At 41.3% G+C, this 20162-nt stretch carries 21 protein-coding genes, 2 tRNA genes and 1 other RNA gene; 5 read left to right on the forward strand and 19 right to left on the reverse strand.

The window, feature by feature from the left end; genetic code table 11:
• Positions 1–26: 26 nt before the first annotated feature.
• The 4 genes from M1G05_RS04110 to M1G05_RS04125 form a co-directional block, all read right to left on the reverse strand.
• Positions 27–2330 (reverse strand): DNA translocase FtsK, encoded by a 2304-nt coding sequence (locus M1G05_RS04110; RefSeq protein ID WP_345773045.1) that lies wholly within the window; start codon positions 2328–2330, stop codon positions 27–29.
• Positions 2331–2524: 194 nt separating this feature from the next.
• Complete coding sequence (locus M1G05_RS04115; protein WP_045607141.1) at positions 2525–4477, reverse strand: PTS fructose transporter subunit IIABC; 1953 nt, start codon at positions 4475–4477, stop codon at positions 2525–2527.
• A complete protein-coding gene (pfkB, locus tag M1G05_RS04120) occupies positions 4474–5385 on the reverse strand; it encodes a 1-phosphofructokinase (protein WP_247953163.1) in 912 nt (303 codons plus the stop codon). The genes M1G05_RS04115 and pfkB overlap by 4 nt, the downstream gene beginning before the upstream one ends.
• The gene (locus M1G05_RS04125) at positions 5382–6122 is read right to left on the reverse strand and encodes a DeoR/GlpR family DNA-binding transcription regulator (protein ID WP_000920655.1); all 741 of its coding nucleotides are present in this window, start codon (positions 6120–6122) and stop codon (positions 5382–5384) included. Before M1G05_RS04125 ends, pfkB begins: the two co-directional genes overlap by 4 nt.
• A 161-nt stretch (positions 6123–6283) precedes the next feature.
• Between M1G05_RS04125 and M1G05_RS04130 the strand changes: the two genes are divergently transcribed.
• Positions 6284–6371 (forward strand) — tRNA-Ser (locus M1G05_RS04130).
• Between the two features lie 115 nt (positions 6372–6486).
• Here M1G05_RS04130 and M1G05_RS04135 read toward each other — a convergent pair.
• The 6 genes from M1G05_RS04135 to M1G05_RS04160 all read right to left on the reverse strand — a co-directional run bounded on the left by M1G05_RS04135 (position 6487) and on the right by M1G05_RS04160 (position 11232).
• Entirely contained in the window at positions 6487–7410 is a 924-nt protein-coding gene (locus M1G05_RS04135) for a hypothetical protein (protein WP_045607147.1), read from the reverse strand.
• A gap of 78 nt (positions 7411–7488) precedes the next feature.
• Positions 7489–7576, reverse strand: a tRNA-Ser gene (locus M1G05_RS04140).
• 435 nt (positions 7577–8011) lie between these two features.
• Positions 8012–8359: a transfer-messenger RNA gene (gene ssrA / locus M1G05_RS04145) on the reverse strand.
• A 61-nt stretch (positions 8360–8420) separates the two neighbouring features.
• On the reverse strand, positions 8421–9056 hold the full coding sequence (locus tag M1G05_RS04150) for an SGNH/GDSL hydrolase family protein (protein ID WP_247953164.1): 636 nt from the start codon (positions 9054–9056) through the stop codon (positions 8421–8423).
• A gap of 1 nt (position 9057) precedes the next feature.
• Positions 9058–9885, reverse strand: a complete 828-nt coding sequence (locus tag M1G05_RS04155) for an HAD family hydrolase (RefSeq protein WP_247953165.1) — start codon at positions 9883–9885, stop codon at positions 9058–9060.
• Positions 9886–9906: 21 nt separating this feature from the next.
• Complete coding sequence (locus tag M1G05_RS04160; protein WP_345773046.1) at positions 9907–11232, reverse strand: CapA family protein; 1326 nt, start codon at positions 11230–11232, stop codon at positions 9907–9909.
• A gap of 174 nt (positions 11233–11406) precedes the next feature.
• On the opposite strand from M1G05_RS04160, the gene def reads away from it, so the two are divergent.
• Both def and rlmB read left to right on the forward strand, forming a co-directional pair.
• Positions 11407–12018, forward strand: a complete 612-nt coding sequence (gene def / locus M1G05_RS04165) for a peptide deformylase (RefSeq protein WP_001272956.1) — start codon at positions 11407–11409, stop codon at positions 12016–12018.
• A 44-nt stretch (positions 12019–12062) separates the two neighbouring features.
• Positions 12063–12791, forward strand: a complete 729-nt coding sequence (rlmB, locus tag M1G05_RS04170; protein WP_247928496.1) for a 23S rRNA (guanosine(2251)-2'-O)-methyltransferase RlmB — start codon at positions 12063–12065, stop codon at positions 12789–12791.
• A gap of 236 nt (positions 12792–13027) precedes the next feature.
• Here the strand turns inward: rlmB and trxB are convergent, their stop codons facing one another.
• The 7 genes from trxB to M1G05_RS04205 form a co-directional block, all read right to left on the reverse strand.
• The gene (gene trxB / locus M1G05_RS04175) at positions 13028–13939 is read right to left on the reverse strand and encodes a thioredoxin-disulfide reductase (protein ID WP_247953166.1); all 912 of its coding nucleotides are present in this window, start codon (positions 13937–13939) and stop codon (positions 13028–13030) included.
• Between the two features lie 65 nt (positions 13940–14004).
• Entirely contained in the window at positions 14005–14229 is a 225-nt protein-coding gene (locus M1G05_RS04180; protein WP_000926599.1) for a DUF4059 family protein, read from the reverse strand.
• A gap of 77 nt (positions 14230–14306) precedes the next feature.
• The gene (locus tag M1G05_RS04185) at positions 14307–15050 is read right to left on the reverse strand and encodes an amino acid ABC transporter ATP-binding protein (protein ID WP_247953167.1); all 744 of its coding nucleotides are present in this window, start codon (positions 15048–15050) and stop codon (positions 14307–14309) included.
• On the reverse strand, positions 15050–15850 hold the full coding sequence (locus tag M1G05_RS04190; protein ID WP_153225932.1) for an amino acid ABC transporter permease: 801 nt from the start codon (positions 15848–15850) through the stop codon (positions 15050–15052). The genes M1G05_RS04185 and M1G05_RS04190 overlap by 1 nt, the downstream gene beginning before the upstream one ends.
• A 157-nt stretch (positions 15851–16007) precedes the next feature.
• Positions 16008–16364 carry an arsenate reductase family protein gene (locus M1G05_RS04195; RefSeq protein WP_000889091.1) on the reverse strand — a complete coding sequence of 119 codons (357 nt, stop codon included), beginning with the start codon at positions 16362–16364 and terminating at the stop codon, positions 16008–16010.
• A gap of 12 nt (positions 16365–16376) precedes the next feature.
• Complete coding sequence (locus tag M1G05_RS04200) at positions 16377–16886, reverse strand: methylated-DNA--[protein]-cysteine S-methyltransferase (protein ID WP_045611913.1); 510 nt, start codon at positions 16884–16886, stop codon at positions 16377–16379.
• The gene (locus M1G05_RS04205; protein ID WP_045611915.1) at positions 16886–17380 is read right to left on the reverse strand and encodes a GNAT family N-acetyltransferase; all 495 of its coding nucleotides are present in this window, start codon (positions 17378–17380) and stop codon (positions 16886–16888) included. The genes M1G05_RS04200 and M1G05_RS04205 overlap by 1 nt, the downstream gene beginning before the upstream one ends.
• 134 nt (positions 17381–17514) lie before the next feature.
• Between M1G05_RS04205 and M1G05_RS04210 the strand changes: the two genes are divergently transcribed.
• Together M1G05_RS04210 and trhA are read left to right on the forward strand one after the other, a co-directional pair.
• Positions 17515–17961: a DUF1836 domain-containing protein gene (locus tag M1G05_RS04210; RefSeq protein ID WP_247953168.1), complete on the forward strand. Its 447-nt coding sequence runs from the start codon at positions 17515–17517 to the stop codon at positions 17959–17961.
• Positions 17958–18605: a PAQR family membrane homeostasis protein TrhA gene (trhA, locus tag M1G05_RS04215; protein ID WP_078238367.1), complete on the forward strand. Its 648-nt coding sequence runs from the start codon at positions 17958–17960 to the stop codon at positions 18603–18605. The genes M1G05_RS04210 and trhA overlap by 4 nt, the downstream gene beginning before the upstream one ends.
• Before the next feature lie 20 nt (positions 18606–18625).
• Here trhA and pdxT read toward each other — a convergent pair whose 3' ends face one another.
• Both pdxT and pdxS read right to left on the reverse strand, forming a co-directional pair.
• On the reverse strand, positions 18626–19207 hold the full coding sequence (pdxT, locus tag M1G05_RS04220) for a pyridoxal 5'-phosphate synthase glutaminase subunit PdxT (protein WP_247953169.1): 582 nt from the start codon (positions 19205–19207) through the stop codon (positions 18626–18628).
• Positions 19208–20083, reverse strand: a complete 876-nt coding sequence (gene pdxS, locus M1G05_RS04225; RefSeq protein ID WP_000138517.1) for a pyridoxal 5'-phosphate synthase lyase subunit PdxS — start codon at positions 20081–20083, stop codon at positions 19208–19210.
• Between the last annotated feature and the right edge of the window lie 79 nt (positions 20084–20162).

Below are 20162 nucleotides of genomic sequence, written 5' to 3' on the forward strand. Positions count from 1 at the left end.
TCCAAACTTGGAAAGAAGCTATTTTTTTATTGTTGTAAAACTTTTCTTGGTTTGGTACCTTCAGCTGGACCAATGACACCTGCCATCTCAAGCTCTTCCATGAGACGGGTCGCACGGTTAAATCCAACTGACAAACGACGCTGAATCATAGATGCGCTAGCTTTCTGAGTTTCGATTACCAAAGCCTTGGCTTCTTCAAAAAGCGGATCTCCACCAGTTTCACCATCTGAGAATTCACCTTCATTTTCAGAAACCTCACCTGGATCAAAACTCTCATCGTAGTCCGCATCTGCCTGAGCCTTGATAAAGTTTACGATGCGTTCAACATCATCATCCGAGATAAAGGATCCTTGGAGACGAACTGGATGATTTTCATCAATCGGTTTAAAGAGCATATCTCCTCGACCAAGCAGTTTCTCAGCTCCATTTTCATCTAAAATAGTACGGGAGTCTGTTCCTGATGAAACTGCGAAAGCGACACGAGATGGGACATTGGCCTTGATCAGACCAGAAATGACATCAACGGATGGACGCTGGGTTGCAAGAATCATGTGGATACCTGCAGCACGCGCCTTCTGTCCGAGACGAATGATGGCATCTTCCACTTCCTTGCTGGCAACCATCATGAGGTCAGCCAACTCATCCACAATCACGACAATGAACGGTAGCGGAACCTGCTTGTACTCAGACTGGGCATTGAACTCTTCTACCTTGGCATTAAAACCTGCAATATTCCGAACTCCCACCTTGGCAAAGAGTTCATAACGATTTTCCATTTCATCCACAACCTTTTGCAGAGCCTTACTGGCTTTGCGTGGATTGGTCACAACTGGAATCAAGAGGTGGGGAATGTCATTGTAAACAGACAACTCAACCATCTTAGGATCGACCATCATAAATTTAACTTGGTCAGGTCTCGCCTTCATGAGGATGCTAGCGATAATGCCGTTAACAGCTACTGACTTCCCTGAACCCGTTGAACCTGCAACTAGCAAGTGGGGCATCTTGGAAAGGTCAAAAGCTCTTGCGGTGCCATTAACTGCCTTTCCTAGAGGAATTTCTAAGAGATTTTCTGCTTTCGTTTGAGATTGTTCCCATAGTTCGCGGAAGGATACCGTCGCAATCTCAGAGTTAGGAACCTCAATCCCGACTAAGGATTTACCAGGTATTGGAGCCTCAATCCGGACATCCTTGGCTGCCAAGGCTAGAGCGAGGTCATCTGCTAGATTGGAAATGCGGTTAACCCGTACACCGACTGCTGGCTTGACTTCATACTTGGTCACTGACGGCCCAATTTCAGCCCGTTCAACCGTTACCTTAATACCAAAACTAGCAAAAGTTTCTTCTAGGATTTTGATGTTTTCACGAACGATTTTCTTCTCTTTCGACTGGTCTTTTGGTTTATCTGGGGCAAAGAGTTGTAAGCTTGGAAGTTTATATTCAAGAGCCTCCTTGGCTGAAAAATCAACTTGTACATCTTCATCATCAAAGACCTCCTCATGTTCAGGGAATTCATGTTCAGCTTGAGGCAGGATGATTTCTGGTTCTACCCACTCTTCTTCCGGAACAGATGGAACGTCAAGCACAACATCTTCTGTCAGAATTTCACCCGTTTCCATATCAACAGGAGGCATATCGAGTAAGGCTTTTTCAGCCTCTTCTTTTTCTAATCTAGCCTCTTCCTCAGCCTTTTGGCGAGCTTTTTCTTCTTGTTTAACAAATCGTTCCTCTTTTCGACGCTCATGCCCTTCCCACCATTTGGCAAAGCCTCTACTGAAAAATTCAGCAATATCGTAAACAGACCAAGGACTGACTAGGAGAGCACCCACTAAAATCAAGATAGAACCAATAAAGTAAGTACCGATATTTGAGAAGAGAAAGGCTGTTGGCACATAGAGTCCAACACCAATCAAGCCTCCACCAGCAAAACTGGTCGTTCGAAAACCAGTCAAATCAGTCACAACCTGAGCCATAGTTCCTTTTAAGACCGACTTGTCCAAACCATATTTCCAAACCAAGTAGGCCTCAAAAATCAAGAGTAAGCCAGCAAATATGGTGAAAAATCCTGATAAGAGTCCTTCCTGTTTTCGTATCCACTTGAAGAAGAAGAGATAGAGCAGGATACCAAATATTGCCAAATAAGCTAGGCTACCTACCAGCAAGCGAATTAGATTGTAAAGGGTGATACCTGCAGCCCCTAATTTAAAGGCTGCAAAAATCAATAAAAGGGCGATTCCCAACGAAATCAACATTCGTTGAATCGCTTCTTTTCTTTCGAGTTCTGCTTTAGACGGTCTCCGTCTTGTTTTACTTGTATTCTTGTTTGCCATTCTTCTATTATACCATATTTCACAGGCATTTCGGAAAGAGAAAAAGACTGCACCAAACGGTCCAATCTTTTCATTTTATATCTAATACTCAATGAAAATCAAAGAGCAAACTAGGAAGCTAGCCGCAGGCTGTACTTGAGTACGGCAAGGCGATGCTGACGTGGTTTGAATTTGATTTTCGAAGAGTATAAGTTTTATGCTTGGGGTTTACGTAGATAACCATAGACCACACCACTTACAATTGCTCCTACTAAGACAGAAACGAGGTAAAGGAGAGCATTAGAAGTAAGGGCGATAACGAAGATTCCTCCGTGTGGCGCCATGAGTTTGATACCAGTAAGACCAACGAGTCCACCTGCTACTGCTGAACCAAGGATGAAGCTTGGGATCGCACGAGCTGGGTCAGCTGCACCAAACGGAATCGCTCCCTCAGTGATAAATGACAAGCCCATGATGATGTTTGTCAAACCAGAGTTGCGTTCTTCCTTAGTAAATTTGTCTTTAAAGAGAAGAGTGGCAACAAAGATTGCAAGTGGGGGCACCATTCCTCCAGCCATAACTGCTGCCATAGCCACAGAACCACCTGAAGAAACAGTCGCTGCAAGCGTACCTGTACCAAAGACATAGGCTGCTTTATTAACTGGTCCACCCATATCAACAGCCATCATTCCTCCAAGAACGATACCAAGAAGGACAGCTGAACCTCCTCCAAGACCGCCTAGGAAGTCATTCATAGCAGTGTTGATTGCTGCCATTGGGATGTTAACAGCTAGCATGACAAATCCAGTCAAGATTGTTCCAAGAAGTGGCAATAGAAGGATTGATTTAGCACCTTCAAGTGATCGAGGAACTTTAACGTATTTCTTGATAGCAAGAACCAAAGCACCTGCGATAAATCCACCTACAAGGGCACCTAGGAAACCAGATGAGACACCTGCAAGAGTTGATGTTGCTTCACCACCTGCTGCATAAGGGATTTTACCAAAGGCAAAACCTTCTTTGGCAATAGCACCAGCCACGAAACCTGCTACCAAACCTGGTTTTTCAGCGATAGAGTAGGCAACATAACCTGCAAAGACTGGAAGCATCAAGCCAAAGGCTGCACCACCAATTTTCATGAACATAGAAGCTAACTCATGATAAGAACCAAGATTACCAAGATTTTCATTTGGAACACCCAAAGCACCGTCAATCAAGAAGGCAAGGGCAATCATGATACCACCACCGATAACGAATGGTAACATTTGAGATACACCACTCATCAAGTGTTTGTAGAAGGCACCACCAAGGCTTTGTTTTTCGTTGCTTGCTGTTGCAGCTTTTGCACCATTAGTGGCACGGTAGACTTCCGCTTCTCCTGAAAGAGCCAAGTTAATCAACTCTTCTGTTTTACGGATCCCGTCAGCAACCGGACGATTGATCAATGGTTTGCCATCGAAACGATCCATCTCAACCGCCTTGTCTGCAGCGATGATAACAGCTTTAGCCTTACGAATGTCTTCCGCAGTTAGTTGGTTACCAACACCGCTAGCACCGTTGGTTTCGACCTTAATTCCAACACCCATTTCAGCAGCCACTTTTTGAAGGGCTTCTTGGGCCATGTAAGTGTGGGCAATACCTGTCGTACAAGCTGTAACAGCAACGATAAAGTCATCAGAGTCATTGGTAGGTGCTTGAACCGGCTCTTCAGTTTTTTCTGAAGCTTGGTCAAAAAGTTCGATAACTTGGTCAGCTGATGTTGCTTGACGAAGTTTGTCAGCAAATCCGTCTTTCATCAAGTATTGAGACAATTCTGCCAATGCTGCCAAATGGGTGTCATTGGCACCTTCTGGAGCTGCAATCATGAAGAAGAGGTCAGTTGATTGTCCATCCAAGCTCTCGTAGTCAACACCCTTGTTTGACTTGGCAAAGAGAACTGTCGCTTCTTTGACAGCAGCATTTTTGCTGTGAGGCATTGCGATACCATCACCCAAACCTGTAGAAGTGAGAGCTTCACGCGCCAAAATGCCTTCTTTAAAGGTTTCAAAATCTGTCACATAACCGTGGTCTGTCAAACTTTTAATCATCTCGTCGATGACAGCTTTTTTTTCAGTTGCTTGCAAATCCAGCAACATAACATCTTTTCTCAATAGATCTTGAATTTTCATCGTTTTTCTACCTCAACTTTTTCATATGTTTCTTTAATAAATTCTGCCGTTGCCAAGTCATCTGAGAATGTCGTTGCTGTTCCACAAGCAACTCCCCATTTGAAGGCTTCTACTGCATCTTTAGATTTGACAAATTCACCTGTGAATCCAGCGACCATAGAATCACCAGCCCCAACTGAATTTTTGACTGTCCCCTTGATTGGTTTAGCAAAGTAAGCTCCCTCAGATGTGACAAGAAGGGCACCATCACCAGCCATAGAGATAATGACGTTTTGAGCTCCTTTAGCTAGGAGTTCTCGAGCGTATTTCTCAATTTCATCTAAACTTTCGAGTTTAATCCCAAAAATCGCTCCAAGTTCATGATTGTTTGGTTTGACCAAAAGTGGCTGGTAGTCCAAACTATCAATCAAAGTCTGTCCTTCAAAGTCACAAACCACTTGCGCACCAGTCTGGCGCGTCAAGGCAATCAAATCCTTGTAGATAACATTACCTAGATTCTTAGCACTTGAACCTGCAAAGACAACTGTATCTTCTGAAGTCAGACTTGAAAGAATGGCTTTTAACTCTTCAAGTTGTTCGGGCTCAACAGTTGGACCCGTTCCGTTGATTTCTGTTTCTTGGTCTGCTTTGATTTTAACATTGATACGAGTATCTTCTGCCACTTGAACAAAACGTGTCTCGATTTCTTCATCAGCCAAAGTATCTGTGATAAATTTACCAGTAAAGCCTCCGATAAATCCCGTCGCTGTATTTGGAATATCTAAGCGCTTCAAAACACGACTGACATTGATTCCTTTCCCACCAGCAAACTTATCATCACTGTCCATACGATTGACACTACCGACTTGAACTTGGTCCAAACGAACGATATAATCAATGGATGGATTGAGTGTGACTGTATAAATCATACTTCTATTACCTCCGTTTTCTCCTTAATAACCTGCAAGAGCTCATGCCCTTGACTTGTGATAACAATAGCTCGTTTGAGTGGTGCTACCTTGGCAAAGCAAGTTTGCCCAATTTTAGACGAATCCACCAAGACATAGGTCTGTTTGGCGTTTTCCAAAATAGCACGCTTCACAGCTCCCTCCTCCATATCAGGAGTCGTATAATAGCCATCGTCCACACCATTCATCCCGATAAAGGCACGGTCAAAGTGCAATTGGTTAATCTGGTTAAGAGCAACTCCCCCGATGCTAGCATCTGTCGCCATCTTAACACTTCCTCCAACCATGACAGTTGGAATCTGCTTTTCAACCAACTGTGCAGCATGGTGAATGGAGTTGGTCACGACTGTAACATTCTTATTGACCAATTCATGAATCAAAAAAGCAGTCGTTGTTCCTGCATCGATAAAGATGACATCTTGTTCCTTGATGAGAGAGGCTGCTTTCTGAGCTAACAACTTCTTTTCTTGAAGGTTTTTGACAGATTTTTCTTGAATGGTTTCTTCTTCCTGCAAGGAATGGGGCAATTCTGCTCCACCATGCACGCGACGAAGCTTGTTTTCCGCTTCCAACTCATCCAAGTCTCTTCGAACCGTTGATTCTGAGGTCTCTAGCAAACTAACTAATTTTTCTAGAGAAACTACATGATGTTGATTTAACTCCTCTAAAATCAGTTGTTTCCGCTCTGTTTTTAACACCGAATCACCTCCTGTTATCGTTTACACTATTCATTCTATCACACTTTATTTAAAAGTCAAGCATTTTTTATCATTTTCTTTCAAAATCTATCATTTTTCTTATTTCTAGAATTTTTATTGCAAGATAAGGGCCTTTATGGTAGACTATTTGAGTAAGTATTGGAAGATTACTCAAGAGGCTTAAGAGGCCGTGTTGGAAACGCGGTAGGCGTGTAACAGCGTGCGTGGGTTCGAATCCCATGTCTTCCGTGGAAAAGAACAATTATTTTGGGGGATGCGACAAATGTTGTATCTTTTTTGCTAATAAAACGAAATAAAGCAAGTAGCTATTATAAACTACTTGCTTTACTTTTTAAACTAATTATCAGATACTACTTTTATCTTTTTTATCTGAGGATTTGTCTGTTGAGTTGTCTGTCGATTTATCACTGGATTTGCCTTTGTCGTTAGATTTTGAAACATTACTTCGGACAACAGTATCATAACCTTCTGTATTATCAATTAACTCAGTCGCTAGAGTACGATAATCCTCTTGAGAGATAAGCCAGTTGCCATCCTTATCTTTGGTTAATTTGATTTCAGTATCAAAATCTCCAGTAGTAAATGGTGTATACGCTAAGTTAGGGTCAACATCGTTATAGATAGTAAAATCATGCCTAAACAGATGCTCAAAAATCCAGTATGAAATTAATGTTTGGTATCGTTTAATATCAACATTTGATCCCGCAGTATTGTACTTACCTAAGTTGTCAATCCCTCCAATTAGAGTAGTTAAAACGTCTCTTGTTGAAGAAGCCAAGCCCTTAGAATGCAACTTTTTAGATGTAAAAGTTACAGTAGCTGAACTCCCTGATTCGTCTAACTTAACATCTTTAATAGAGTAAGAACCAATCTCTTGGAACATTTTTCGTCTTACTTTTAAGAAACCAGTAATTGTTTCTTCTGGTGTTTCAATAGGGAAATCAGCATGCCATTGAACAGAATAGGTAGAGGCTGGTGTAAGACCATCATCTTTTACCTTTTCACTAGTTTGAACCGCAAATACTGCCTCAGTCCATTTTTCATAGGTTTCGCCGTAAATCTTTTTAAACTTAGCAATATCAGTAGTCAAAACTGCATCTAATAAAGTTTCAGCATCTTTTGTAACTTTTTCTTTGACTGATTCTTCTTTCTTATCGGTTTGTTCGGTTTTGTCAGAATTCGACCCTGACTGACTCGGAACTGAAGAACAAGCACCTAAGACAACTGCTGAGAGCGCTAAAATACCAAGCAACTTAACTTTTTTCATAATACACCTCTTTATAAAATTTACTCTTGGAAAAAGTCCCTAAGAGTGTTTCTTTAGAAAATCTCAAGATTATTCTAACGGAGAATGAGGGATTCGAACCCTCGCGCCAGTTACACGACCTAACGATTTAGCAAACCGTCCTCTTCAGCCTCTTGAGTAATTCTCCAAAAATAAAAATACTAGAACGATTGGATTTATCAAACCTAACATCACGAATAAACATCATTTTTTGTTTATTTAATTTTTAACCGCTTCCCCTTGTATTTTAAAGTAAATACTCTATCAACCAAGATAAAGTATCTAAGTCTATATTCAAAAATTTTTTAAACATCGTACTCAATTATACCCAATGTTCAAATTCAAGAATCATTTCAAAACTATGTTACATAGCCTCTTTTTCTGGATAATTGTTATTTTTGAAAATCAAACACAACATTACAATAAATCCACAATATACAATCATTATATCATTCAGGGAGATAAAAGTCGGTATATTTTTTAATTTGTTATGTCTAATTTTTGAACGTTAAGTTCATTTTTTTAGTTTTTATAAAGAACTTCAAAATAAAAAACGTTGATTTAACAACGTTTCACCAATTAATAATGGAGCCGGTGGGAGTCGAACCCACGTCCAAACACCTGCCAACATATTTGTCTACAACCATAGGTTATGTATTCGTTTAACAGTCCCTCGACACATAACTCAAGCCTAGAAACTGCGAGTCTATCAATCTCTTATCAAGCCGCTAGACAAGACTTGATCGTATCTCGCTAATAATAAGACCTGTCATTGAACACGAGCAATCCAAATCGGGTCACGCCTGCTGGTTTTTAGGCAGCTAGAGCGTAAGAAGTGTTATTTTTTGCAGTTATATTTAACTGAGCGTTTACGTCGCCACACGAGTCGCAAAATATGCCTCATAATGCCTGTCGAATCCGTAACGACCCCAAAAGACAGTAAAACCATTATACCTTATCTAACACGAAAATGCAAAAAGGAAATCAACTAACTACACAAGATAGTCTTTCAAAGCTTTAGTCAAAACCTGATAACCAGTAACACTAAGGTGCAACCCATCAGTTGTATAATCTTTTTTGAGTTGGCCTACCTGGTCTGTCAAACTATCAAAAACTGGCACAAATTCCACCTGCATATAGGCCGAAGCAAGCTCTTGATAGGCTTGATTCCATTTCTGAATTTTTTCATTCGTGCGGATATAGACTGTCTGCTTGTACTCCTCTCCCTCATTGACTGGCAAAATAGAAAGCAATTTAATCTCAGTCAATGGATAATCGCGAGCAATGGATTGTATGATAGCTTCGAGGTTATTGAGAGCCTCATTCACAGGCACATCTTTTCCGATATCATTTGTCCCAATCAAAAGGACAATTTTATCTACTGCTCCACCGTAAAGATGCGCATCTAGATTCTCTAGTAACAGCCCTGTCTGATAACCTCGAATGCCTCGATTGACAATCGTCTTCGAAGTCCCAAATAGTTCCTGCAGAGGATAATATTCGACAATGGAATCCCCAATAAAAAGAATGTCTGGCTCTACAACAGAAACTTGATTTAAGTGACGATACTTGGTTTGGATTTTTTCTTGTTCCTTTAGTAACCAATTTTCTAATAACTGTACTGCCACTTCATTCTCCTTTTTCTAACCAGTTTTCCAAGACTTGATAAACTCCTCCTTGGCTGTTGGCTGGCGCTAGAGCAGTCGCCACAGCTTTGGCTTTATCATCAGCATTTTCCATCGCATAGGCAATTCCAGCCATTTCAAGCATTTCAACATCATTTTCACTGTCACCAAAAGCCATGATTTGTTGGGGGTTCAAGTCCCAGCGCTTGAGTAATTCTTCCAAGCCCCATGCTTTATGAATTCCAGCTTGAAGGATATCAATGCAACCATAGCCACTTGATACAGCCCGAACGCGGCCATCAAAGAGGTCATTGATTTCTTCCAAAACCGAACTCAAACGTTCCTCACCAACAACCATACTCATCTTGAGCACACCACCAAAGAGGTCAGAGGTTAGTTCATCCACAAATTGCATCCGTTGGTAGAATTTTTCAATCATTTCTGGAGTCATAAAACTTTCAAGATCTGTAAAAATCGTACCTTCTTTGACGAAACCACCCTTCATCCCCGTTACAACAAACTGGTCCTGACACGCTCGACCCTTGAAATGAGCCAAAGCCTTATCGACAATGGCATCATCCCAAGTCTGAGCCTGAATCAGTTCATTGTTTTCAAAAATACGAGCACCGTTTGCAACAACCAGAACCACTCGATCAACCAAGTGCTCCAGTAGTTGCCTCATGCGGTGAATTTCATTGCCCGTCGCGATGACAAAACGAATACCCCTTTGATCCAACTGATCTAAAATCTTTTCCAAGCGTGGGAGATCAAGCTGGCCTCTAGCATCCAGCAAGGTCCCGTCCATATCTGTTGCAATTACCTTAATCGTCATTTACTTACCTCTGGATTCAAGCTAATCCCACTTCAATCCCACATGTTCGTTCATTTCTTTATAGGCTGTATCAATTCGTTCCTTAGTCGCTTCATCTAACTGGTCACGATGACTACCACCCTCGATAAAATCTTCTAAGATATAGGTTTGGTAAAGGAAGAGTGGATAACCTTCTGGAGAATAGGTTCCTTTCGGTGTACGATTTACCCAAGAAGGATGTGCTTTGGCAGTTTCGATTGTCGTCTTACCGGCTTTTTTCTTAACAGTCACATCCATGAGCACACCACGCTCTGTCCACTTAGCATTCTCTTCATCTTGCATGGTTTCAATTCGTTGATTGGAAATGAAGTTCCCCATTGAATAGATAATGAGTTTCTTGTCTCCATCTTTTTCAACCGTTTCAGATGGTTCAACTACGTGAGGGTGCCCTCCAAAGATAATATCCGCTCCCCAATCAATCATCTTGTGATAAAGAACCTTTTGTTCTTCAGTTGGTTCCAAGCGATACTCCACACCCATCTGAGGCATGATAATGGTGATATCTGCTTCCTTCTCTGCTCGTTCAATTTCAGCCTTCATCTTGTCTTCATTTAGGTCTGAAAGATAGCGGTTATAGTCTTCTTGAGAAATACTTTGCTCAATTCCATTAAAACCATAAGAATAGGCCAAAAGTGCAACCTTGATGCCGTTCACTTCCTTGATAACCAGTGGAGCTTGATCACGGGACTCATGCGTATACACTCCAATAGGTGTCATTCCTGCCTTTTCAATAGCATCTGCAGTTGAAACCACACCTTCTATTTGTGAATCTAGGATATGGTTATGCGCCAAGTCTAGCACTTGATAACCAGCATCCTTGATGGCATCCATAACTTCGCCAGGTGCATTAAAGAGAGGATAACCTGCCAAATAGTGGTCCTTGTTCACAGTACCTTCAAAATCACCTATAATCAAGTCTGCTTGTTTGAGCCATGGTTTCACATAATCAAAATTTTCATGAAAATCATAGGTTCCATCTTCTTTTAAAGCAGAACGATAGATGGGAATATGATAAAGGAGGTCCCCGTTGGCCATAATTCTAGCAGTTTTTTCCTCTTCCTGATCTTTAGCATTTTGATTCGTCGTATTTGCTTCTTGAGAAATGGCATCCTTTTTTTGACTGGTTAAAGGGATTCCTTGGAAGCTTTCAAACATCAAGACCAAGCCCATTGATAAAGCAACTGCTAGCAAGAGTATCGCCACAAATCCCTTATTACTCCACTTGCGATAACTCCTAAAAAAGTTTACAAAACCCCTCATAAAACGAAAAACTGGTCCACGTTTATGTCTATCTTGTCTTCTTTGCATCTTCATTCTCCCTACTTTCTAATGCAAGCCTTTTCTTTTTATTATATCACAGATAAGTAATTCTTTCACAATTGAATCGAACCTAGTAGGCATTTTCTATAAAAGCTCGATGCCATAATGCTTTCATTCCTTGTCATTTTGTGATATCATGTAGAAGTAATGAAAGGAGAGAAAATGTCTGCTATAGAACGTATTACAAAAGCTGCTCACTTAATTGATATGAACGATATTATCCGCGAAGGGAATCCTACCCTACGCGCAGTTGCTGAGGAAGTCACTTTCCCCCTATCTGATCAGGAAATCATTCTTGGCGAAAAGATGATGCAATTCCTGAAACATTCCCAAGATCCTGTCATGGCTGAGAAAATGGGGCTCCGAGGTGGGGTTGGACTTGCTGCCCCTCAATTAGATATATCAAAACGTATTATCGCTGTTTTGGTGCCAAACATTGTCGAAGAAGGCGAAACTCCACAGGAAGCTTACGACTTGCAAGCTATTATGTACAATCCAAAAATCGTCTCTCACTCTGTTCAAGACGCTGCTCTTGGTGAAGGAGAAGGTTGCCTGTCTGTTGACCGCAACGTACCTGGCTATGTAGTTCGCCATGCCCGCGTTACGGTTGACTACTTTGACAAGGATGGAGAAAAACACCGTATCAAACTCAAAGGCTACAACTCCATCGTTGTTCAGCATGAAATTGACCACATTAACGGAATCATGTTTTACGATCGTATCAATGAAAAAGACCCATTTGCAGTTAAAGATGGTTTACTAATTCTAGAATAAAGAAAATCCCGTTGCAAGACGGGGTTTTGTGTTATAATAGAGGCATGAAAACAAATGATATTGTCTATGGCGTCCACGCCGTTACCGAAGCCCTCCTTGCAAACACAGGAAACAAACTTTACCTCCAAGAAGATCTCCGAGGTAAGAATCTTGAGAAAGTCAAGGAACTGGCTACAGAAAAGAAGGTGTCCATTTCTTGGACTTCAAAAAAATCCCTCTCTGAGATGACTGAAGGTGCTGTCCACCAAGGTTTTGTTCTACGAGTATCTGAATTTGCCTATAGCGATCTAGATCACATTCTTGCCAAAACGCGTCAAGAAGAAAATCCACTTCTATTGATTCTGGATGGCTTAACTGATCCTCACAACTTAGGCTCCATCTTAAGAACCGCTGATGCGACCAATGTTTCAGGAGTCATCATTCCCAAGCACCGTGCTGTCGGAGTTACTCCTGTCGTTGCTAAAACGGCCACAGGTGCTATTGAACACGTTCCGATTGCCCGAGTAACCAATCTCAGTCAAACTTTAGATAAACTCAAGGATGAAGGCTTCTGGACCTTTGGAACAGATATGAATGGGACTCCTTGCCATAAATGGAATACAAAAGGGAAAATCGCCCTCATCATCGGAAATGAAGGAAAAGGCATTTCTAGCAACATCAAAAAACAGGTCGATGAAATGATTACCATTCCGATGAATGGACATGTTCAAAGTCTTAATGCCAGTGTTGCTGCAGCCATTCTCATGTACGAAGTTTTCCGAAATAGACTATAAAAAAAGTTTCCAGTCATCTGATTGGAAACTTTTTTATGATTATACTCAATGAAAACCAAAGAGCAAACTAGGAAGCTAGCTGTAGACAGCTCAAAGCACTGCTTTGAGGTTGTAGATAAGACTGACGAAGTCAGCTCAAAACACTGTTTTGAGGTTGTGGATAGAACTGACGAAGTCAGTACCCATACCTACGGTAAAGCGAAGCTGACGTGGTTTGAAGAGATTTTCGAAGTGTATTAACTATGTTCGGTGATAAACTTGTAAGCTTCTTGACCAGCAATAGCCCCATCTCCAACTGCTGTTGTTACTTGGCGAAGGTCTTTTAAGCGAACATCTCCAACGGCAAAGATACCATCAACTGCAGTTTTCATGTGGTTATCTGTCACAATCCAGCCTGCCTGATCTTGGATATTCAATTCTTTAACAAAATCGCTAAGAGGGTCCAAACCAACATAGATAAAGACACCACCGAAGGCTTGTTCTGTCACTTGACCTGTTTTCACATTTTCAAATACGACAGATTCTACTCGGTTTTCACCCTTGATTTCCTTAACCACAGAATCCCAGATAAAGCTGACTTTCTCATTAGCGAAAGCACGGTCTTGTAAAACGTTTTGGGCACGGAGTTGATCACGACGGTGAACAATGGTAACCGTCTTAGCAAAGCGAGTCAAGAAGAGGGCTTCTTCAACCGCTGAATCTCCACCACCGACTACCAACAAATCTTGGTCACGGAAGAAAGCACCATCACAAACGGCACAATAAGAAACACCACGGCTATTTAGTTCTTCTTCTCCAGGAACTCCCAAAGGACGGTGTTTAGAACCAGTCGCTACGATAACTGTACGTGTTTCATATGTTTGATCATCGGTAATCACTTTCTTAAAATCACCATGATCTTCGACATTTTCAACATAACCATAAATATGCTCAACACCAAGATTTTCAAGTGGTTCAAACATCTTTTCAGCCAATTCAGGTCCACTAATATTAGCGTATCCTGGGTAATTTTCGATATCAGATGTATTATTCATCTGACCACCTGGCAGACCACCTTCAATCAAGCCTACTTTGAGATTGCTTCGAGCAGCATACAAGGCTGCAGTCATTCCTGCAGGACCAGCACCGATAATAATAGTATCGTACATATAGATTCCTTCTTTCTTGTTGTAACTATCTTTATTCTAACTCTTTCTTGTCAATCAAGCAAGGATTATGCCTTGAAAACAAGAATTAAACTCATAACCGCAAAGGATAATACTGGAACAACCAAGACTCCAATCATAATCATATCATAGAGATGGGCTTGGCGAGCCTTGGCTGTCTTATCAACTCCCGACATGGCTCTCAGTCCAATCCAAATCCCTAAAAAAATCAGGACGAGGATGGTGGTCAAGATCAAACTCTCGAAATATAAAGAAAATAGTTGCAGTAGCATGATTTCTCTCATTCCTATCTTTTTTAAAGAGTAAACTCAGCTAGTCCAGCTAACTGAGTTTTTCTTTCTCTATTATATCAAATATAAGTCCGTTTGTAACTAGCGAAGAATTCTTTTGTCCGCTCTTCTTTAGGATGGTGGATAATCTCATCCGGTGTTCCAGACTCAATGATTTTCCCCTTATCTAAGAAGAGAATCTTATCAGCCACTTGGGCTACAAAGGACATGTCATGACTGACCAAAATCATGGTCTGACCTGACTTCGCAGCATCTGCAATAGATTTTTCTACTTCTCCGACCAATTCTGGGTCAAGGGCTGAAGTTGGTTCATCTAAAAGCAAGACATCTGGTTTCATCGCAAGCGCACGCGCTAGGGCAACCCGTTGCTTCTGACCACCTGATAAATGTCGAGGATAATGGTTTTCACGGTCCGAAAGCCCAACCTTAGCCAACTCTTCCTTGGCAATCTTAGTCGCTTCTTGGTCAGATAATTTCTTAACAACAACCAAGCCTTCTTTCACATTATCAAGTGCTGTGCGGCGTTCAAACAAATTAAACTGTTGGAAAACCATTGACAGCTTACGACGTAGGGCTAGGATTTCTTCTTGAGTGATTTTAGAAAAATCAACTGAGAAATCATCAATCTGAATTGATCCACTGTCAGGAGTTTCAAGATAATTGAGACTGCGAAGGAAGGTTGATTTTCCAGCTCCTGAAGAACCAATCAAGGCTACAACTTCTCCTTTTTGGATATCCAAGTCCAGATGATTCAAGACAGTCTGTCCTGAAAAGGATTTACTTAAATTCGAAATCTTAATCATTAACGAAGGTCTCCTTTCACATCTGTTTGCACTGTATCAGGTGCAGAAATAGCCATTTTTCTCTCGATGAAACGACCAAGACTTTCAATTCCTATATTGACTACCCAATAAACAAGGGCAACAGAGATGAAGCGTTCAAAATAGCGATAATCAGCTCCACCCAAAATCTGAGCTTGGGCAAAGACTTCCACAACACCCGCACTAAAGGCTAGAGATGTTCCCTTGGTCAATCCGATTAGGGAATTGATCAAGGTTGGAGTCGCTACAACGGCCGCATTAGGAATAATCACGCGACGATAAACTTGTGCTCGCGTCATACCCAAACTGCGTGCTGCCTCAATCTCACCAGGATTGACTGAGAGAATGGCTGCACGAATGGTTTCACTAGCATAAGCTGCCTCATTAAAAGCAAAGGCAACAATCGCAAAAGCTGCAGCTGGAATAGCATTGATATTGAGACCAGTTCCCCATTGCTGATTGAGTGCTTTCAAAGCCAAAGGGATTCCGTAGTAGGTCAACATGAGTTGTACCAAAATCGGTGTCCCCTTTAAAAAACTAACAAAGAAGGCCTGCAAGGGATATAAAATCCTGACACGATTGATTTTCACTATGGCAAAAATCAATGCCAAAACCAAGCCAAAAAGGGCACCACCAATGGTCAACATAATTGTTGTTGGAAGCTGTTGGACAATTCTTGGAATTCCATCAAAGACCGAACGCAGGCTAAACAGCTTGCCATCCGGAATCAATTGCATCAAGTTTTGGTACCAATCTGATGCTAAAATCGTTGTAACATTCATAAAAACATCCTCTCCTGATAATGATTCATTCTACCATACTTCTGCCGTCAATGAAATTATTTGCTACGGTCAGGTACAGACTTTGTCTACCTACTAGTTTATCATACTTTGAAACAGGGAGGTTATATATTTTATCTATCAAAGAGATAAGTAAAAACTATTTCAGTCCCAATTCTTCGTAAGCTTTTCGATAACCGATTTGCTTAACAGTTCCATTCTCCACTAAAATCGGACGTTTTAACAACATACCGTCGCTTGCTAGCAACTCGGCTGCTTCTTGGTTCGACAGACTTCCTACCTTATCTTTCAGCCCTAGTTCACGGTATTTGATTCCACTGGTGTTGAAAAATTGCTTCAACTCGAACCCTGAGGTTTCTAGCCAGTTTAAAATCACTTCTTGGCTAGGTGTTTCTTCCACGATATGGACGGCTTTATAGTCCACACCGAGTTGGTTTAATTCTTGTTTTGCTTTTTTACAAGTTGAACATTTTGGGTATTCGATAAATTCTAACATGTCTTTCACTTTCTATTTTATATCTTTAAAATCTGCGTCTTCATGCTCCAAGAGCCAAGTTTTCTTTTCCACTCCTGCAGCATAACCTGTCAGACGCTTGCCTGCTCCTAGCACACGATGACAAGGTACTAGGATAGACCAAGGATTGCGCCCCACTGCTCCACCAATTGCTTGAGCAGAAGGCACTTGCAAATCTTGTGCGATTTGTCCATAGGTTACTGTCTGACCATAAGGAATTCCCTGTAAATAGGACCAAACTCTCTTTTCAAAATCCGTTCCGATTGGAGCCAAGGGCAAGTTGGATAAATCCTGAGACTTGCCTTTAAAGTAAGCATCTAAGCAAGTAATAACTGGGTCTAAAATGGGATGACTAACAACTGCTTCTATCGTCTCATCTCCTAGTCCCCTCTCAAAATGCTTCTGCTCCTGCACCCAAACGCCATACAGATATTGCTCGTCGGCAACCAAAGACAAGGTTCCTATTGGCGAAAAGTAGAGCATTTTTACGTACTTCTTTTGCATTATTTCTTCAATTTTTGATAGGCCAAGCGTTCTCCATCAACTGGAACCTTACCAACCTGTTTAAAACCGAGTTTTTCAAATATATGCTGCATGGCCTTGTTTGCAACATGTGTATCTGAGCGAAAATCTAGATAATCAAAACCTTCAATCAAGCCTTCTAGGAAAGTCTGAGCAACCCCCTGTCCCTGCACATCTGCTGCCACAGCAATACGGTGAAAGACTAGGTACTCTGACTCTCCAGCTTGCCATTTTCCTTCATAAATGGCTTCATAGGTTGCCTCTGGACTCTTGGTCACGGCTGCATAAGCTAGTAATTCTCCCTCTTCCAAGGCTACGTAGGCTTGACCTGAGATAATATCCTCAATAATAATATCAGCATTTGGATAACCATTTTGCCACTGGTCACTACCAACATCTGCTAAACATTTTTTAGCATCTTCCATCACCTGCATGATGGCATCTACTTCATTTGGAAAAGCTAAACGAATCTCCATCTTTTCTCCTCATTTCTGACTAGTTTCTCCCATCATAGCATAATTTAAGTCTTTCTACAAGCAGTTAAAACTTGACTTTCTATTTTTATTATTTTATAATCTAGTTATTAAAACTAGATAAAAAGGAGTTGAAAATGAAAACTACCTTTTCCTACCCCAAATGGGCAGAAATTCCAAACATTGACCTCTATCTGGACCAGGTTTTACTCTATGTCAATCAGGTCTGCGCCCCTATCTCTCCTGATAAAGATAAGGGCCTGACAGCATCTATGGTCAACAATTATGTCAAACATGGTTACCTGACAAAGCCTGACAAGAAAAAATACCAACGCCAACAGATTGCCCGTCTGATTGCTATCACAACCCTCAAGTCGGTATTCTCTATTCAAGAAATAGCACAGACACTGAATACTCTACAAACTCAAGCAAGTTCAGACCAACTCTACGATGCTTTTGTGGACTACATGAACCAAGGAATGGACCCAGCTAACCCCATCATCCAAACCAGCTGCCAAACTGTTAAACTCTATCATCAAACTCTAGACTTAATCCATCATACTCAAGAGGAGGTAATCCAATGAACACTAGTCTTAAACTCAGCAAACAACTCAGTTTTGGAGAGGAAATTGCTAATAGCGTGACCCATGCTGTGGGGGCCGTTATCATGCTCATCTTACTCCCTATTTCATCCACCTATAGTTATGAAGCACACGGTTTTTTATCATCTATCGGCGTTTCCATTTTCGTTATTAGTCTCTTTCTCATGTTTCTATCATCCACCATTTATCACTCTATGGCCTATGGTTCGACCCACAAATATGTCTTGCGAATCATTGACCATTCTATGATTTATGTTGCTATTGCAGGCTCATACACGCCCGTCGTCTTGACCTTAATGAATAACTGGTTTGGCTATCTGATTATTGCCATCCAATGGGGAACGACCATCTTTGGTATTCTCTATAAAATCTTTGCTAAAAAAGTCAATGAGAAATTTAGCCTTGCTCTTTACCTGATTATGGGCTGGTTGGTTCTGACTATCATTCCTGCCATTATCAGTCAAACAACGCCAATTTTCTGGAGTCTCATGGTAACTGGCGGACTCTCTTATACAGTTGGAGCTGGATTTTATGCCAAGAAAAAACCTTATTTCCACATGATTTGGCATCTCTTTATCCTAGCTGCGTCCGCACTCCAGTACATCGCCATTGTTTATTACATGTAAAAAAGTTGAGAAATTCAGTCTCAACTTTTTTCTTTACACATATTAATAAAGTACTGGTGAAAGCGCACATCATCAGTCAATTCTGGATGAAAAGAGGTTACCAACATATTTTTTTCTTGGGCTGCAACAATTTGATCGTTCACTGTTGCTAGAATTTCTACACCCTCTCCAACACTGCTGATAATTGGACCACGGATAAAGGTCATTGGAATCTGACCGACTCCCTTACATTCTGCTTCCGTGTAGAAACTTCCTAATTGGCGCCCATAGGCATTGCGCTCGACAACCATATCCATAGTTCCTAGATGACTTTCTTCCTGAGAAGTGATTTCCTTAGCCAGCAAAATTAAGCCTGCACAGGTCCCAAACACTGGTAGTCCAGATAGAATGGCTTCTCGAATGGGGATCAGCATGTCCTGGTCCCGTAAGAGCTTGCCCATGGTTGTAGATTCTCCTCCAGGCAAAATCAAACCCGACAAGTCACTCTGATGTTGCTGAAAATCATCTAGATTTCTGATTTCAACATTGTCTACGCCCAATTTATCTAGTACTTTTGCATGTTCTGCAAAAGCACCTTGCAAGGCCAATATTCCGATTTTCATCTATTTTCCTCGCTCAGCCATGAGGATTTGGATCTCATTTTCATTGATACCAACCATGGCTTCTCCTAAATCTTCAGAGATTTGAGCCAAGATTTGAGGATTTCGGAAATTAGTCACCGCTTTGACAATAGCACTCGCTCGTTTAACAGGATCTCCTGACTTGAAAATACCTGAACCGACAAATACACCTTCTGCCCCTAATTGCATCATTAACGCCGCATCTGCTGGCGTTGCAACGCCTCCAGCCGCAAAGTTTACAACTGGTAATTTCCCATGTTCATGAACGTATTGAACCAATTCTACAGGGACTTGCAAGTCCTTAGCAGCAACATAAAGTTCGTCCTCACGTAGGTTTTGAATGCGGCGAATTTCCTGATTCATCATACGCATATGACGAACAGCTTGGACGATATCCCCCGTACCCGGTTCTCCTTTGGTACGAATCATAGAAGCACCTTCAGCGATACGACGCAAGGCTTCACCCAAATCCTTAGCTCCACAGACAAAAGGAACTTGGAATTCTTTCTTATCCACATGAAAACGGTCATCAGCTGGAGATAGAACTTCACTCTCATCGATATAGTCAATTTCGATAGCCTCTAAAATCTGGGCTTCAACAAAATGGCCTATTCTGACCTTGGCCATCACTGGAATGCTAACCGCTTCTTGGATTTCCTTAATCATCTTTGGATCACTCATACGGGAAACACCACCAGCTGCACGAATATCAGCCGGAATCCTCTCCAAGGCCATAACAGCTGCCGCACCAGCAGCTTCAGCGATACGGGCTTGTTCAGGATTTTGAACGTCCATGATAACTCCACCCTTGAGCATCTGCGCCAAGTTTTTATTTAGTTCATAACGATTTTCAGTCATTTCTTTATCCTCATCATTTGTATTGGTAGCTACCATTTCATTTTAAGTTAGATTAGAATGAATCACAAGATAAAAAAAT

The organism is Streptococcus mitis (genome assembly GCF_023109515.1).
GTDB lineage: Bacteria > Bacillota > Bacilli > Lactobacillales > Streptococcaceae > Streptococcus > Streptococcus mitis_CS.

Coding starts and splice junctions, on each gene's coding strand:
- M1G05_RS04110 (WP_345773045.1), bottom strand. CDS start 2,330: ATGGCAAACAAGAATACAAGTAAAACAAGACGGAGACCGTCTAAAGCA.
- M1G05_RS04115 (WP_045607141.1), bottom strand. CDS start 4,477: ATGAAAATTCAAGATCTATTGAGAAAAGATGTTATGTTGCTGGATTTG.
- pfkB (WP_247953163.1), bottom strand. CDS start 5,385: ATGATTTATACAGTCACACTCAATCCATCCATTGATTATATCGTTCGT.
- M1G05_RS04135 (WP_045607147.1), bottom strand. CDS start 7,410: ATGAAAAAAGTTAAGTTGCTTGGTATTTTAGCGCTCTCAGCAGTTGTC.
- M1G05_RS04155 (WP_247953165.1), bottom strand. CDS start 9,885: ATGACGATTAAGGTAATTGCAACAGATATGGACGGGACCTTGCTGGAT.
- M1G05_RS04160 (WP_345773046.1), bottom strand. CDS start 11,232: ATGCAAAGAAGACAAGATAGACATAAACGTGGACCAGTTTTTCGTTTT.
- def (WP_001272956.1), top strand. CDS start 11,407: ATGTCTGCTATAGAACGTATTACAAAAGCTGCTCACTTAATTGATATG.
- rlmB (WP_247928496.1), top strand. CDS start 12,063: ATGAAAACAAATGATATTGTCTATGGCGTCCACGCCGTTACCGAAGCC.
- trxB (WP_247953166.1), bottom strand. CDS start 13,939: ATGTACGATACTATTATTATCGGTGCTGGTCCTGCAGGAATGACTGCA.
- M1G05_RS04180 (WP_000926599.1), bottom strand. CDS start 14,229: ATGCTACTGCAACTATTTTCTTTATATTTCGAGAGTTTGATCTTGACC.
- M1G05_RS04185 (WP_247953167.1), bottom strand. CDS start 15,050: ATGATTAAGATTTCGAATTTAAGTAAATCCTTTTCAGGACAGACTGTC.
- M1G05_RS04190 (WP_153225932.1), bottom strand. CDS start 15,850: ATGAATGTTACAACGATTTTAGCATCAGATTGGTACCAAAACTTGATG.
- M1G05_RS04195 (WP_000889091.1), bottom strand. CDS start 16,364: ATGTTAGAATTTATCGAATACCCAAAATGTTCAACTTGTAAAAAAGCA.
- M1G05_RS04200 (WP_045611913.1), bottom strand. CDS start 16,886: ATGCAAAAGAAGTACGTAAAAATGCTCTACTTTTCGCCAATAGGAACC.
- M1G05_RS04205 (WP_045611915.1), bottom strand. CDS start 17,380: ATGGAGATTCGTTTAGCTTTTCCAAATGAAGTAGATGCCATCATGCAG.
- M1G05_RS04210 (WP_247953168.1), top strand. CDS start 17,515: ATGAAAACTACCTTTTCCTACCCCAAATGGGCAGAAATTCCAAACATT.
- trhA (WP_078238367.1), top strand. CDS start 17,958: ATGAACACTAGTCTTAAACTCAGCAAACAACTCAGTTTTGGAGAGGAA.
- pdxT (WP_247953169.1), bottom strand. CDS start 19,207: ATGAAAATCGGAATATTGGCCTTGCAAGGTGCTTTTGCAGAACATGCA.
- pdxS (WP_000138517.1), bottom strand. CDS start 20,083: ATGACTGAAAATCGTTATGAACTAAATAAAAACTTGGCGCAGATGCTC.